We start from the raw sequence: 14,209 nt of genomic DNA, 5'->3' as shown, positions 1-14,209 counted from the left end.
TCAGTCCACCGACCAGCGCACAGGCAAGGCTTGCGGCCCTCTGAAATTGGGGACATAGCGCCAGTGCACGGCCTCGGGCGCCACCGCCAGTTGCAGCCCCGGACAGCGCCTGAGCAAGGTGTTCAATGCGATTTCCAGTTCCTGCCGGGCCAGCGAGGCCCCCAGGCAATGGTGCGTGCCTTTGCCGAACGACAGGTGCGGACAGGCCGGGCGGGTGATGTCCAGGGTGTCGGGATGGGCACACAGCGCTTCATCACGATTGGCCGACCCCACCACCGCCATCAGTAGCTGGCCACGCTGCAAGCGTTGCCCCGCCAATTCGGTGTCCTGGGTCACGAAGCGGACCATGGCGCGCTCCACCGACGAGTCATAGCGCAGCAATTCCTCGACGGCATTGGGCATCAGGCCCGGTTCGTCGCGCAGTTGAACCAGCGCCTGGGGATGCTGCACGAGCAGGTACACCGCATTGCCGATCATCGACGCCGCCGTTTCATGCCCGGCGATGATGAGCAGCGCGATCATGCTGCACAGCTCGCTGCAACTGAGCACGTTGCCCTCTTCCTCGACCTGCACCAACGCAGTCACCAGGTCGTCGGTGGGCTGCGCCCGACGCTGCTCGATCAAGGCCAGCATGTAGCTCGCGAACTCGCTGTAGCAGCGCTGCAACTCGCTCAAGTCGTGCCCGACCTGCTGGACGATCATGTGGGACCAACGGCGAAAATCGTCCCGGTCCCGGGCGGGTACGCCGAGCAGCTCGGCGATGACGGTGATCGACAAGGGAAACGCATACTGGCTCACCACGTCCATGTGTCCGCTGGGCCCGGCCTGGTCCAGCAGCGTCTCGGCGATCTGCTCGATGCGCGGGCGCATGGCATTGACCGCCTTGAGCGTGAATGCCTTGTTCACCAGCCGGCGCAAGCGACGGTGGCGCTCGCCGTCGCGGTTGAGCATGTGATCGTTGAGAAAGGCGATGGATTGCTCACCCCCGATCATCGCCGCGAACTGCGGGCTGATGCGGGCCGGGTCACGGGCAAAGCGCTCGTTGTCCAGCAGCACGGTCTCGACTTCCCGAGCGCCGGTGACGTACCAGATCGGCAACTGCCCCTGCGGTTGGCTGAGGAACACCGGCGCGACCTCGCGCAGCGCCGCATAGTGCCGGTAAGCCGCGCTGCGGAAGGCATCGCTGTTGAAATCGACGCCGTTGAAATCAAGGGTGCGCTCGTGCGCCATGGGCATGCTCCAGAGACAGGATGGTTGCCCGTGAGTGGCCTGGCGTGCAGAAAAGATCCATACCCACCGCCCTCGGGAAAACCTCTGAACCGTTTGCGGCGCCGCGCTCACTCAGCAGAGACCTTCCCCTCTTTTCTGGAGCACACATGACGCGCGCACTCGTAGTCCATGGCCATTGCGACCCTCGCTTCGAACCGGTCAGGGCGGCCTTCAGCCAACTGATGCAAAGCCCCTTCGAACGCGGTGCCGCCTTGTGCATGCAGGTCGACGGCGAAACAGTCATCGACCTCTGGGCCGGCCAGGCCGGGCCCGAACCGGATCACCATTGGCAACACGACACCCTGCTCAACCTGTTCTCCTGCACCAAGCCCTTCACGGCGGTGGCGATCATGCAATTGGTCGGCGAAGGCCGGCTGGACCTGGACGCCCCGCTCTGCCAGCACTGGCCGGCCTTCGCCGACGCCGGCAAAGCCTCGATCACCCTGCGCCAGGTGCTGTGCCACCGCGCCGGGCTGCCGGCGCTGCGTACACCGTTGGCGCCGCAAACCCTGTACGACTGGGACACCATGGCGCAGCTGATTGCCGGGGAACAGCCCTGGGCCGGCGCCGGCGAACGGCAGACCTATTCGCCGTTGCTGTTCGGCTGGATCCTGGGTGAGCTGCTGCGTCGGGTGGACGGCCTGCCCCCCGCCCAGAGCATTTGCCGCCGGGTGGCCGCGCCACTGGCGCTGGACTTCCACCTGGGCCTGGACGACGCGACCATGGCGCGCTGTGCCTACATGGCACGGACCAAGGAAGACATCGACGACGAGGCCTTCGGGCGCGTGCTCCAGGACGTGCTCACCGAGCCGACAGCCATGAGCGCCCTGGCTTTCGCCAACCCTCCGATGGTGCTGGGACGCAGCAACGAACCCGGCTGGAAGCGCATGACCCAACCGGCCGCTAACGGGCACGGCAACGCGCGCAGCCTGGCGACGTTCTACGCCGGCCTGCTCGACGGGCGCTTGCTGGAATCACCGCTGCTCAATGAAATGCTGCGCGAACACAGCGCCGAGTACGACCCGACGCTCCAGACGCCGGCGCGCTTCGGCCTGGGCATCATGCTCGACCAGCCGAACGTGGCGAATGGCAGCTATGGCATGGGCAGCGAGGCGTTCGGCCACATGGGCGCCGGTGGCACGGTCGGTTTCGCCGATCCGGAGCGCGGCGTCTCGTTCGGCTTCGCGTGCAATACGATCGGTTCCTACGTGTTGATGGACCCGCGCGGCCGGCACCTGGCCAACGTCGCGACGGATTGTCTGTAGCCTGTTTGAGCGGTGCCTCGCCCCGGGCACGGGGCGAGCGTCGGGTCATGCCCCTGGCGGCACGTTGGCCTCCGCGACCTGGGTCCCCACCGCCCCGGCCTCGGGGGTGACGACCCGTTGTTCTTCGCCGCCCGGCACCCGGGGTTGCGCCGCCCGGGCGATCAGGTCCGGCTGCGCGCTCAATCGGCGCGAGGCCGCCATGGGCATCAGCAAGCGCCCACTGGCCCGGCCTCGTCCAGCCGGGTTGAGCATGCGCAACTCGCGCTCATGCACACCGGACAGCACCGCCAGGTGCGCCAGGTCCACCGGCTGCGCCAGGGCGAGCATCTGGAAGTACGGCTGGTCGGCGATGGGCACCAGGTCGACGCCATAGTCCGCCGGCGTATTGACCAACTGCGACAGCGCCAGCAACCGCGGCACGTAGTTCTGGGTCTCGCCGGGCAGCGACAGGTCCCAGTAGCGGGTCGCCAGGCCACGGGCCCGGTTACGCGTGATGGCGTCGCGCACCCGTCCTTCGCCGGCGTTGTAGGCAGCCAGCGCCAACAGCCAGTCGCCGTCGAAGTAGTCATGCAGGTAAGACAGGTAGTCCAGGGCGGCGCGGGTGGAAGACGGAATATCCCGGCGCTCGTCATAGTCGGCCCGCTGCTGCAATTGATAACGGCGCCCCGTGGCCGGGACGAACTGCCACAGGCCCATGGCCTGGGCGGGCGATTGTGCGTTCGGGTTGAAACCGCTCTCGATGGCCGGCAACAGCGCCAGCTCCAGCGGCATGTTGCGCTTGCTCAACTCGCCGACGATGAAGTGCAGGTAACGGCTGCCGGCGCGCCCGGTCTGGGTGAGAAACGCCGGGCGCTCCATCAGCCAGCGGCGCTGCTCGTCGATGCGCGCCACGCCGCGGGTCTTGGCTTGCAGCGAAAACCCCTGGCGCATGCGCGCCCACAGACTGCCGTCGCCTTGGGACGACAGTTCTTCGATCTGGACGATCGTGTCCGTGGGCGCCGGCGTGCGCCAGCGCAGTTGCGATCGATAGGTTTCATTGGCGTACGGGTCACCGATGGTCAGCGGCGGTTCGAGGTGCTGGCAGCCGTACAGCAAGGACCCCATCGCCAACATGGACAGCCCCCTGGGGACGAAGCGAAGGACCGGCGAACGTGAAAGTGAACGGGACATGGGCGGTCAACCTTGAATGAGGTGGCGCCAATGGGTGGCCGATCCCGGCCCGGCGGTTCCCATCCGCACGACATGACAACGGCACTTGGAACCGAAATGCCGCCGGCGTCACTCACGAGGGGCAGCAGGCGCTCGTCGCGCCTGGATGACAATGCGAGGTCAATCATGGCGTCACCCATCTATTGCAAGCTGATCGATCAGCTTTGCGCCCTCACGATGATTCCCACCCCGTCCGCGTTCTACGAACAGGCGAACCTGTCGGTCAAGGAGGTCGACTTTTCCCTCAAGCACACCCCCAGCGTGGGTGAAGGCGACGTGTTCATCTACGCCAGCTTCGGGCCGCTGCCGACCGCCAATCGCGAAGCCGTCCTGCAACGGCTGCTGGAAACCAATCTCTACCTGCTGAGCGGGCCGTTCTGCCCGTCCCTGTCCTACAACAGCGACAGCGAACTGGTGATCCTGATCGGCCACGTGCCCCTGGAAAACCTCACCGCCGAACACTTGCTGGGGCTCATGGGCGGTATCGCCGACATGGCGCTGATCTGGCGAGAGGGTTACTTCTTCGACGGTGCCAGCCCGAACGGCGCCGCCAGGCCCACCCAGCACAAACCGACACCCCGTAGCACCGGGCTCAACAACGCCCTGTCAATCTAGGAGAGCACGACATGCCAGATTTATCCGTAGGACGAAGCACAAGCTCGGCGACGTTGCACGATGCAGATCGGATCACACCGATGGGCTCCCGCCTGTCCGAACAGGTCCGCCCCTCTACCACGCCGCTGGTGCCTTATCACTTCGAAGGAAAACCGAGCGACGCCACCCAGCAGACCCTCAGGACCCGGCAGCAGCGCCTGACAGGGCTGGTCAACACCCTCGGCAAGAAAAACCCCGACACCGACCCGCTCGGCTACGCGCGCGAGCACATGAGCCTGGAAAGTAAAGTACTGGGCTTTGCGCCAAGAACCAGCTATCAGGATGTGCAGAAGCAACTGGTCGAACTGGGCGGCACCCCCCACCCGATGCTGTCTGGCCACGAAGAAACCGCCGAGTTCGTCAAGGACTTCAACCAATACCTGGGCATGAGCGAGGAAGACCGCAAGGAAGGCGGCGGTTTCAAGGCCGTCTGGGACAAACACTGCGACCGCGTGGGTAACACCCTCGGCGCCTACCATTCGCTGTGCCAGGAGGTCATCGAAGGCACGCCGCAGGGGGATGAACGTACGAGTCTGCAAAGCAGCCATGATGCCTTCCGCGGTTACGCCAAAGGCGTCATGCAAGCCATGACGCAAGAGCTGCCCGACCGCTTGAATACCTTCATGGAAAGCCGCATCGAGCACGCGCGCAGTGCGATGAACAACGAGAGCCTTTCCCAGCCCGAACGAGACCAGGCGACCTCTGAACTGAACCAGTTGATCAAGGTTCAGGTGGAATTCGAAGAGTTAGTGGACAAGAAGGACGACAAGCCCAGCGAACTGACGACGGCGACGAAGAAAAACGAAGTGCTGGACACGGCGCTGAAGAACGTCGGCCGCCAGGACTATGTCGCAGACCTCAAGACCCACAGTGGATTCCTGACGGGGCTGGCGGTGTTTGCCGATGCGGGCATTCCGCAAGGCTTCGCCTCCTCGGCCCACTTCGGTGCCAGCACCGCGGCAATCGATGAGAAGCTCGACGGTACGCACCTCGCAGCCCACGCCGCGGGTACCTCGGCCGTCCTGGGCGCCGCCCATAAAGTGGTCAGCGACAGCGCCCGCCCCATCATCCAGACCATCGTCGATAAAACCATCGGCAGTGGCCTGGAGAAGGTCGATCCGCTGTCGGTGTACCCCAAGGCCCTGCAGGACGTGACGGTGAATGGGCGACGGGTCGCCAATCCTCAACGCGAGGCCCTCGACAAGACGCAGGAAGACAAGCGCACCAGTTTCCTGCTTAAACAAAACGCCAATAACTTCGGCACCATCAGCGGCGACTTCACCGGTTACCTCGCGTTCGGTGCGGCTCACGCGGTACGCGAAGCCCTGAATCAATTCACCAGCGTGAACGCTTCGGGCATCGGCGCCCGTAGCCTGGCGTCCGCGGTCGGTGGCACGTTCATGGCCGGCGGTCAGGCCGTGGCCAAATATTCTCAAACCCACGGTGACGAGAAGATCCCGACCTACCGGGTCAAAAACGAAACGCGCGAATGGAAGGAGCTCCTGCCCAAGGCCCTGGCCGAATCAAGCAAAGTGCTGCCAACCAACATGACCAATATCAGTGACTATGTGAACCGAATCGTTGGTGTCGGTGCGGGTATTACCATGCGCACCGCAGTAGGGGACGCCGCCGCGCCAGGCGAAGATGCCGAGACGCTGGAAAAAATGCAGCAGATCATCACGACCTTCTTCTCCTCGGGCCTGACCCTGCTTCCGTTCTTTGCCAACAGCGTAGCGGCACCGCTGGAAAACAAAGCGTTGAACGACGGCAAGGACGACCTGACCGCACGCGCAAACGTCCCATGGCAGAACCTCACGAATGCAAATCGGGACACCCTGCCCCACACCCAGCCACCGGGTTGGAGACGCGCTGGCGAGAACGTCTATCACGGCACTCGCGGAGCTTCTCAACTGGTTCCGCAAGCCACGGTCGCCGGGCTTAACGTGGGTGCAGAGTGGATTAAGAGCCTGGGCCCAGGGCCTAAGAATACGGCGGCAGGCGACACGATGGAGCTGGCCGAACGAGGCGAAGCGCCACCGCAAGGCGGGCCGTCCAACGAACCGACGCCGACTACCCGGCCAAGCTGATGACCCCGTCGGGCCGTCCTTCGACGGCTCGACGATCACCACCTGAAACCTCCCTCCCACTACCGGCCGCCGGCGCTGCCTGCGGTCGGCCCTCCTGACGCACGCCGACTGACATCCCCCGCACTTCGACGACAGGCGTGATTGCTGTCGCAATCAACGATAGCCTTGCGATGCTCGGCCTCGGCCACCCGGTCGCGGCACCGAACCTTCCACCGCCTATTACGCTGGCCGCGGGGCCGTCTGGAGAAAATCCCTCCAATGGACGATGCGCCGAGAAGCGGCCGTATGCTAAACAGGGAATCAACAGCGACACGATGGACCGCTGTCACCCGAATAAGGAATCCCCATGAAACGCACCCTCGTTGCCTTCCTGTCACTGGTCGTCACCGCTGTCATCGTCGCGGGCGGCTACCTCTACAGCAAGCAGCCCACCCGCCAGGGCACGGTGCAATTGCAGGGCCTGCAAGGCTCGGTGACCGTGCGCTACGACGAGCGTGGGGTGCCGCATATCCGCGCCGAGAACGAAGCCGATCTGTACCGCGCCCTCGGCTATGTCCATGCCCAGGATCGGCTGTTCCAGATGGAGATCATGCGACGCCTGGCCCGTGGCGAACTGGCCGAGATACTAGGGCCCAAACTGCTCGACACCGACAAGCTGATGCGCAGCCTGCGGATCCGCGAGCGGGCCGCACGCTATGTGACGGAGCAGGATCCGCAATCCCCGGCCTGGATCGCCATGCAGGCGTACCTGGACGGCATCAATGCCTACCAGGACAGCCACACCCGGCCGCTGGAGTTCGATGTGCTGGGCATTCCCAAGCGCCCCTTCACCGCCGAAGACACCGTGAGCATCACCGGCTACATGGCCTACAGTTTCGCCGCGGCCTTTCGCACCGAACCGCTGCTGACTTATGTGCGCGATCAACTGGGCGCTGACTACCTGGATATCTTCGACCTCGCTTGGCAGCCCCAGGGCGTGCTGGCCGAGGGCCGCAAAAGCGCCTTGCCACTGGCCGCCAATGACTGGAAAGACCTCAATGCCCTGGCCCGCCTGAGCGAGCAGGCCCTGGCCGAGAAGGGCCTGCCGCAGTTCGAAGGCAGTAACGCCTGGGCGGTCTCCGGCAGCCGCACCCACAGCGGCAAGCCGTTGCTGGCGGGCGACCCGCACATTCGCTTTTCCGCGCCCTCGGTGTGGTACGAGGCGCACCTGTCGGCACCCGGCTTTGAACTCTACGGGCATTACCAGGCGCTGATGCCGTTTGCGACGCTGGGCATGAACAAGGATTTTGGCTGGAGCATCACCATGTTCCAGAACGACGACCTGGACCTGATCGCCGAGAAGGTCAACCCGGACAATCCCGAGCAGGTCTGGTACCGCGACAAGTGGGTGGACATGACTCGCAGCGAGCAGCAGATCGCGGTCAAGGGCCAGGCGCCGGTGACGCTGGTGCTGCGCCAGTCGCCCCATGGGCCGATCGTCAACGACGCCCTCGGTGCCAACGCCGGCAAGACCCCGGTCGCCATGTGGTGGGGCTTTCTGGAGAGCCGTAACCCGATCCTCGAAGCCTTCTATCAGCTCAACCGCGCCGACACGCTCACCAAGGCGCGCGATGCCTCGGCCAAGATCCATGCACCGGGGTTGAACGTCGTCTGGGCCAATGCCAAGGGCGACATCGGCTGGTGGGCCGCCGCGCAGTTGCCCAAGCGGCCGAGCGGCGTGAAGCCAGGGTTCATGCTCGACGGCAGCAGCGCCGAGGCGGAAAAGGACGGTTTCTACCCCTTCAGCAGCAACCCGCAGGAGGAGAACCCGGCGCGGGGCTACATCCTTTCGGCCAACTTCCAGCCGGTGGCGGCCAGCGGCATCGAGATCCCGGGCTACTACAACCTCGCCGACCGCGGCCAGCAACTGAACCTGCAGCTCGGCGACAAGCAGGCCAAGTGGGACATCCAGACCACCCAGGCACAGCAACTGGGTACCACCACCGCCTACGGCCCCCGTCTGCTCGCGCCGCTGCTGCCCGTGCTGCGTGGCGTGATCAGCGACCCGCAGGAACGCAAATGGGTGGAACAACTGGCCCAATGGTCCGGCGATTACCCGCTGGACTCCGTCAGCGCCACGCTGTTCAACCAGTTTCTGTTCAACCTGGCCGAGGCGGCGCTGCGCGATGAACTGGGCGACGGCTTCTTCGACACGGCGCTGTCGACCCGGGTGATCGATGCGGCCCTGCCACGCCTGGCGGCTTCAGCCGATTCCCCCTGGTGGGACGATCGCTCGACGCTGGGCACGGAAACCCGCGCCGACATCGTCCACATCGCCTGGAGCAAAAGCCTCGCGCACCTGAAGGCCACCCTGGGCGAGGATGCCAGCCAGTGGCAATGGGGCAAGGCCCACACCCTGATCCATGGTCATCCGCTGGGCCAGCAGAAACCGCTGGACCGGCTCTTCAACGTCGGCCCGTTCGCGGCACCGGGCACCCATGAGGTGCCCAACAACCTTTCCGCCCGCATCGGTCCGGCGCCCTGGCCGGTGACCTACGGGCCCTCCACCCGGCGCATCATCGACTTTGCCGACCCGAGCCACAGCGTCACCATCAACCCTGTAGGCCAGAGCGGCGTGTTGTTCGACAAGCATTACGAGGATCAGGCCGAGGCGTACATCGAGGGGGTGTATCACCAGGCACACCTGGCCGAGGAAGAGGTGACGGCCAACACCCATGGCACGCTCAAACTGTTACCGGCCCGAGCCCCTTGAACGAGGAGCGGGCTTTTTTTCACCGCCAACGGGCCTGTTCGTCATGGATGGTCAAGACTACAAGGCTCAACACCCCGTCCACTTCCTGAGGAGTCAACGCAATGTTCAATAACTGGTCCGAACTGCTGCCTACCATCAAGTCCGCCTTCGGTGCCCTGGGCAAGAGCAACCCGAAGATGGTCAAGGCCTACATGGCCCTGGATGAAGCCGCCGCCGAGAACAACGTGCTCGATGCCAAGACCCGCGAGCTGATCTCCATTGCCGTGGCAATCACCACCCGCTGCGACGGTTGCATCGGCGTCCACACCGATGCCGCCATCAAGGCTGGCGCCACCCGAGAAGAAATCGCCGCCACCCTGGCAACTGCCGTGTCACTGAACGCCGGCGCGGCCTACATCTACTCCCTGCGGGCACTGGAGGCCCATGACACGCTGAAGAAATGAGCAAGTGGCGGGACAACGCCGGCGCCCGCCCCACCGCCTTCGCGGGCAAGCCCGCTCCCACAATTGGTTCTGTGGTGGCCACAAACCCAAGGCAACCCCACAGTTGCTCTGTGGTGGCCACAGACTCAAGGCAATCCCACAACTGCCCTGTGGTGGCCACAAACCCAAGGCAATCCCACAACTGCCCTGTGGTGGCCACAGACTCAAGGCAATCCCACCATTGCTCTGTGGTGACCACAGACTCAAGGCAACCGCAAAACCTGTGGGAGCGGGCTTGCCCGCGAAGACGGCCGCACAGTCAACATCGCCATTGACTGACCCACCGCCTTCGCGAGCAAGCCCGCTCCCACACTCACACCTGGGCGGTCGCGGCGCGGCGCACTTCCGGTTGTTTCCAGGAATCGGCGGCGCTTTCCTCGATGGCTTGCTGGATGGCGCGCTTGCGGTTCTCTTCGGCACGACGGCTGAAGTACCAGACCAGGAACGTCACCAGCGACACCGCCAGCAGGATCAGGCTGGCCACGGCGTTGATCTCCGGCTTGACGCCCAGGCGCACCGCCGAGAACACTTCCATCGGCAAGGTCGTCGACCCCGGCCCCGACACGAAGCTGGCCAACACCAGGTCATCCAGGGACAGCGCGAACGACATCATGCCCCCTGCCGCCAGCGACGGCGCGATCATCGGGATGGTGATCAGGAAGAACACCTTCCACGGCCGCGCGCCCAGGTCCATGGCCGCCTCTTCGATGGACAGGTCCAGTTCACGCAAGCGGGCCGAAACCACTACCGCCACGTAGGCCGCGCAGAACGTCGTGTGGGCGATCCAGATCGTGACGATGCCACGCTCCTGGGGCCAGCCGATGATCTGCGCCATGGCCACGAACAGCAGCAACAGCGACAGGCCGGTGATCACCTCCGGCATGACCAGCGGCGCGGTGACCAGCCCACCAAACAACGTACGCCCCTTGAAGTGAGTGATGCGGGTCAGCACGAAGGCCGCCAGCGTACCCAGCGCCACGGCGGCCACCGCCGTGTAGCAGGCGATTTCCAGCGAGCGCAGCACCGACCCCATCAACTGGGTGTTGTCCAGCAGGCCGACGTACCACTTGATCGACCAGCCGCCCCACACCGTCACCAGTTTCGAGGCGTTGAACGAGTAGATCACCAGGATCAGCATCGGTGCGTAGATGAACAGCAAACCCAGCACCAGCATCAGGCTTGAAAAACTGAAGCGCTTCATTCCTTGCCCTCCATTTCCTTGGCCTGACTGCGGTTGAACAGGATGATGGGCACGATCAGGATTGCCAGCATCACCACCGCCAGGGCGGATGCCACCGGCCAGTCACGGTTGTTGAAGAATTCCTGCCACAGCACTTTGCCGATCATCAGGGTTTCCGGACCGCCCAGCAGTTCCGGGATCACGAACTCGCCCACCACGGGGATGAACACCAGCATGGCCCCGGCGATGATGCCGTTCTTGGACAGCGGCACGGTGATTTTCCAGAAGCTGTTGAACGTGCTCGAACCCAGGTCGGAAGCGGCCTCCAGCAGGCTGGGGTCGTGTTTGACCAGGTTGGCGTACAGCGGCAGGATCATGAACGGCAGGTAGGAGTAGACCACCCCGATGTAGACCGCCAGGTTGGTGTTGAGGATCTGCAACGGTTCGCTGATCCAGCCCATGCTCAGCAGGAAACCATTGAGCAAGCCGTTGTTGCTGAGGATGCCCATCCACGCATAGACGCGGATCAGGATCGCGGTCCAGGTCGGCATCATGATCAACAGCACCAGCACCGTCTGGACTTCCTTGCGGGCGTTGGCGATGCCGTAGGCCATCGGATAACCGATCAGCAGGCACAACACGGTGCTGATCAGCGCCATCTTCAGCGAGCCGAGGTAGGCGGCGATGTACAGCTCGTCGTCGCTCAGCATCGCGTAGTTGGCGAAGTTGAGCAGCACCTGCAGCTTCTGGTCGACGTAGCTGTAGATCTCGGTGTATGGCGGAATGGCCACGTCGGCTTCGGCGAAGCTGATCTTCAGGACGATGAAGAACGGCAGCATGAAGAACAGGAACAGCCAGATGAAAGGCACCCCGATGACCAGTTGACGGCCACCGGGCGTTATTCGATCGAGTCGGCGTTTGAATTTGCGCATGTTCATGAGCGAAGCACCACGCCGCTGTCATCTTCCCACCAGACGAACACCTGGTCGCCCCAGGTCGGGCGCTGGCCACGGCGTTCGGCGTTGGCGACGAAGGACTGCACCAGCTTGCCGCTCGGCAACTCGACGTAGAACACCGAGTGCCCGCCCAGGTAGGCGATGTCGTGGACCTTGCCGCTGGACCAGTTGTGCTCGCAGGTCGGTTGCTCGACGGTCACCAGCAGTTTTTCCGGGCGAATGGCGTAGGTCACCGACTTGTCCTGCACCGAGGTGCTGATCCCGTGGCCGACGTAGATGTTGCGATCCAGGTCCTTGCAGGTCAGCACCGCGTGCCCCTCGGCGTCGTCCACCACTTCGGTCTCGAAGATGTTGACGTTGCCGATGAACTCGCAGACCAGCCGGCTGGTCGGGGTCTCGTAGATGTCGATCGGGCTGCCGATCTGGGCGATCCAGCCCAGGTGCATGATCGCGATGCGCTCGGCCATGGTCATGGCCTCTTCCTGGTCGTGGGTCACCATCACGCAGGTCACGCCGACCCGCTCGATGATCTCCACCAGTTCGAGCTGCATCTGCGAGCGCAGCTTCTTGTCCAGGGCCCCCATGGGTTCGTCGAGCAGCAACAGCTTGGGACGCTTGGCCAGGGAACGGGCCAGGGCCACGCGCTGGCGCTGGCCGCCGGAGAGCTGGTGCGGCTTGCGCTTGGCGTACTGGCTCATCTGCACCAGCTTGAGCATTTCGGCCACGCGGGCCTCGATCTCAGGCTTGGGGATCCTGTCCTGCTGCAGGCCGAAGGCGATGTTCTGCGCCACGGTCATGTGCGGGAACAGGGCGTAGGACTGGAACATCATGTTGATCGGCCGCTCGTACGGCGGCATGTCGGTGATGTCCACACCGTCGAGGAAAATGCGCCCCTCCGTGGGCCGCTCGAAGCCGGCGAGCATGCGCAGCAAGGTGGATTTGCCCGAACCCGAACCGCCGAGCAAGGCGAAGATCTCGCCTTTCTTGATCTCCAGGGACACATCGTCCACGGCAATCGTCTCGTCGAACTTCTTCGTGACCCGGTCGATTTTGACCAGCACCTGCTTGGGTGTCTGGTCGCCCTCGAGGGCTTTCTTATAGGCGCCGGAGGCAACTGCCATTTGCGAAACTCCCACAGAATTTACTGTTCGCCCCATGCGGGCGAGCGTTTAGTTAGAGCGCTTAACGCTATTTACCCGACTTGACCTTGGTCCAACTGCGGGTCATGAGTCGTTGAATCTTGGGCGGCAACTCGGAGTTGACGTACAGCTTGTCGACGACCGCCTGCGGTGGGTACACCGCTTCATCGGTGCGCACTTTCTGATCCATCAGTTCGCCCGCCTTCGGGTTCGGGTTGGCGTAGCCGACGGCGTCGCTCACCTGGGCGATCACCTCAGGCTTGAGCAGGTAGTTGATGAAGGCATGGGCCTCCTTGACGTTGGTGGCGTCGCGCGGGATCGCCAGCATGTCGAACCAGAGGTTGCCGCCTTCCTTGGGGATCACGTAGGCGATCTCGACGCCTTTGCCGGCTTCGCTGGCACGCGAGCGGGCCTGGAAGATGTCGCCGGAGAAACCGGCGGCCACGCAGATCTCGCCATTGGCCAGATCGGAGATGTACTTGGAGGAATTGAAGTAGGTCACGTACGGCCGGATCTTGAGGAGCTGGGCCTCGGCCTTCTTGTAGTCTTCAGGGTTTTCGCTGTTGGGGCTCAGGCCCAGGTAGTTGAGCATCGCCGGGATCATTTCGTCGCCCGAGTCGAGGAACGACACGCCGCAGCTGGAGAGTTTCTTGATGTTTTCCGGCTCGAACAGCATGGCCCACGAGTCGATCTTGTCGACGCCCAGCACCGCCTTGACCTTCTCGACGTTGTAGCCGATGCCGTTGGTGCCCCACAGGTACGGCACGGCGTACTGGTTGCCCGGGTCGTTACGCTCCAGGCGCTTGAGCAGCGCGGGGTCCAGGTTGGCGTAGTTGGGCAACTGGGCCTTGTCGAGTTTCTGGAACGCCCCGGCCTTGATCTGCTTGCCCAGGAAGTGGTTGGACGGCACGACCACGTCGTAGCCGGTACGACCGGCCAGCAACTTGCCTTCCAGGGTTTCGTTGGAATCGAACACGTCATACACCGGCTTGATGCCAGTGGCTTTTTCGAAGTCCGCCAGGGTGGTCTCGCCGATGTAGTCCGACCAGTTATAAATATGCACGGTGGAAGCAGCCTGGACACTGACGGCGAGCGTCAGGCCGGCGCCGACCAGCAAGGCGTTGCGTAACAAAGAAAAGACTGGCACGTGGAGGTCCTCTTAAATAGTTGGGCCCAAGTTGCCCCCGTTACCTGGCCACGACAGGCCCTGCAACAA

11 protein-coding genes are annotated in these 14,209 nt (G+C 63.8%); 5 read left to right on the top strand and 6 right to left on the bottom strand.

The features are described 5' to 3' along the window. Complete coding sequence (locus AD664_RS13130; protein ID WP_053147124.1) at window positions 1–1,230, bottom strand: cytochrome P450; 1,230 nt, start codon at window positions 1,228–1,230, stop codon at window positions 1–3. Between the two features lie 146 nt (window positions 1,231–1,376). On the opposite strand from AD664_RS13130, the gene AD664_RS13125 reads away from it, so the two are divergent. Continuing rightward, window positions 1,377–2,534 (top strand): serine hydrolase domain-containing protein, encoded by a 1,158-nt coding sequence (locus AD664_RS13125; RefSeq protein WP_053147122.1) that lies wholly within the window; start codon window positions 1,377–1,379, stop codon window positions 2,532–2,534. 45 nt (window positions 2,535–2,579) lie between these two features. Here AD664_RS13125 and AD664_RS13120 read toward each other — a convergent pair whose 3' ends face one another. Beyond that, window positions 2,580–3,704, bottom strand: coding sequence for a transglycosylase SLT domain-containing protein (locus AD664_RS13120; RefSeq protein ID WP_083454194.1), 1,125 nt, complete (start codon window positions 3,702–3,704; stop codon window positions 2,580–2,582). Window positions 3,705–3,869: 165 nt separating this feature from the next. Between AD664_RS13120 and AD664_RS13115 the strand changes: the two genes are divergently transcribed. The 4 genes from AD664_RS13115 to AD664_RS13100 all read left to right on the top strand — a co-directional run bounded on the left by AD664_RS13115 (window position 3,870) and on the right by AD664_RS13100 (window position 9,679). After that, on the top strand, window positions 3,870–4,358 hold the full coding sequence (locus AD664_RS13115) for a type III effector (protein WP_053147118.1): 489 nt from the start codon (window positions 3,870–3,872) through the stop codon (window positions 4,356–4,358). An 80-nt stretch (window positions 4,359–4,438) separates the two neighbouring features. Beyond that, entirely contained in the window at window positions 4,439–6,484 is a 2,046-nt protein-coding gene (locus AD664_RS13110; protein WP_256207100.1) for a type III effector, read from the top strand. Between the two features lie 346 nt (window positions 6,485–6,830). Further along, window positions 6,831–9,236 carry a penicillin acylase family protein gene (locus AD664_RS13105; protein ID WP_053147114.1) on the top strand — a complete coding sequence of 802 codons (2,406 nt, stop codon included), beginning with the start codon at window positions 6,831–6,833 and terminating at the stop codon, window positions 9,234–9,236. A 101-nt stretch (window positions 9,237–9,337) separates the two neighbouring features. Beyond that, window positions 9,338–9,679, top strand: coding sequence for a carboxymuconolactone decarboxylase family protein (locus AD664_RS13100; RefSeq protein ID WP_024780471.1), 342 nt, complete (start codon window positions 9,338–9,340; stop codon window positions 9,677–9,679). A 352-nt stretch (window positions 9,680–10,031) separates the two neighbouring features. Here AD664_RS13100 and AD664_RS13095 read toward each other — a convergent pair whose 3' ends face one another. From AD664_RS13095 to AD664_RS13080, 4 genes are all read right to left on the bottom strand, one after another. After that, window positions 10,032–10,919 carry an ABC transporter permease subunit gene (locus tag AD664_RS13095; protein WP_042729312.1) on the bottom strand — a complete coding sequence of 296 codons (888 nt, stop codon included), beginning with the start codon at window positions 10,917–10,919 and terminating at the stop codon, window positions 10,032–10,034. Beyond that, window positions 10,916–11,836, bottom strand: a complete 921-nt coding sequence (locus AD664_RS13090) for an ABC transporter permease subunit (RefSeq protein WP_053147112.1) — start codon at window positions 11,834–11,836, stop codon at window positions 10,916–10,918. The genes AD664_RS13095 and AD664_RS13090 overlap by 4 nt, the downstream gene beginning before the upstream one ends. Further along, entirely contained in the window at window positions 11,833–12,975 is a 1,143-nt protein-coding gene (locus AD664_RS13085) for an ABC transporter ATP-binding protein (protein WP_042729314.1), read from the bottom strand. The genes AD664_RS13090 and AD664_RS13085 overlap by 4 nt, the downstream gene beginning before the upstream one ends. Before the next feature lie 67 nt (window positions 12,976–13,042). Further along, window positions 13,043–14,140 (bottom strand): polyamine ABC transporter substrate-binding protein, encoded by a 1,098-nt coding sequence (locus AD664_RS13080; protein ID WP_053147110.1) that lies wholly within the window; start codon window positions 14,138–14,140, stop codon window positions 13,043–13,045. Window positions 14,141–14,209 lie beyond the last annotated feature (69 nt).

Source organism: Pseudomonas sp. P97.38 (genome assembly GCF_001269745.1).
Lineage (GTDB): Bacteria > Pseudomonadota > Gammaproteobacteria > Pseudomonadales > Pseudomonadaceae > Aquipseudomonas > Aquipseudomonas chlororaphis_E.
The sequence above is the reverse complement of the archived record's forward strand: the minus strand, read 5'-3'. Positions and strand labels throughout refer to the sequence as shown.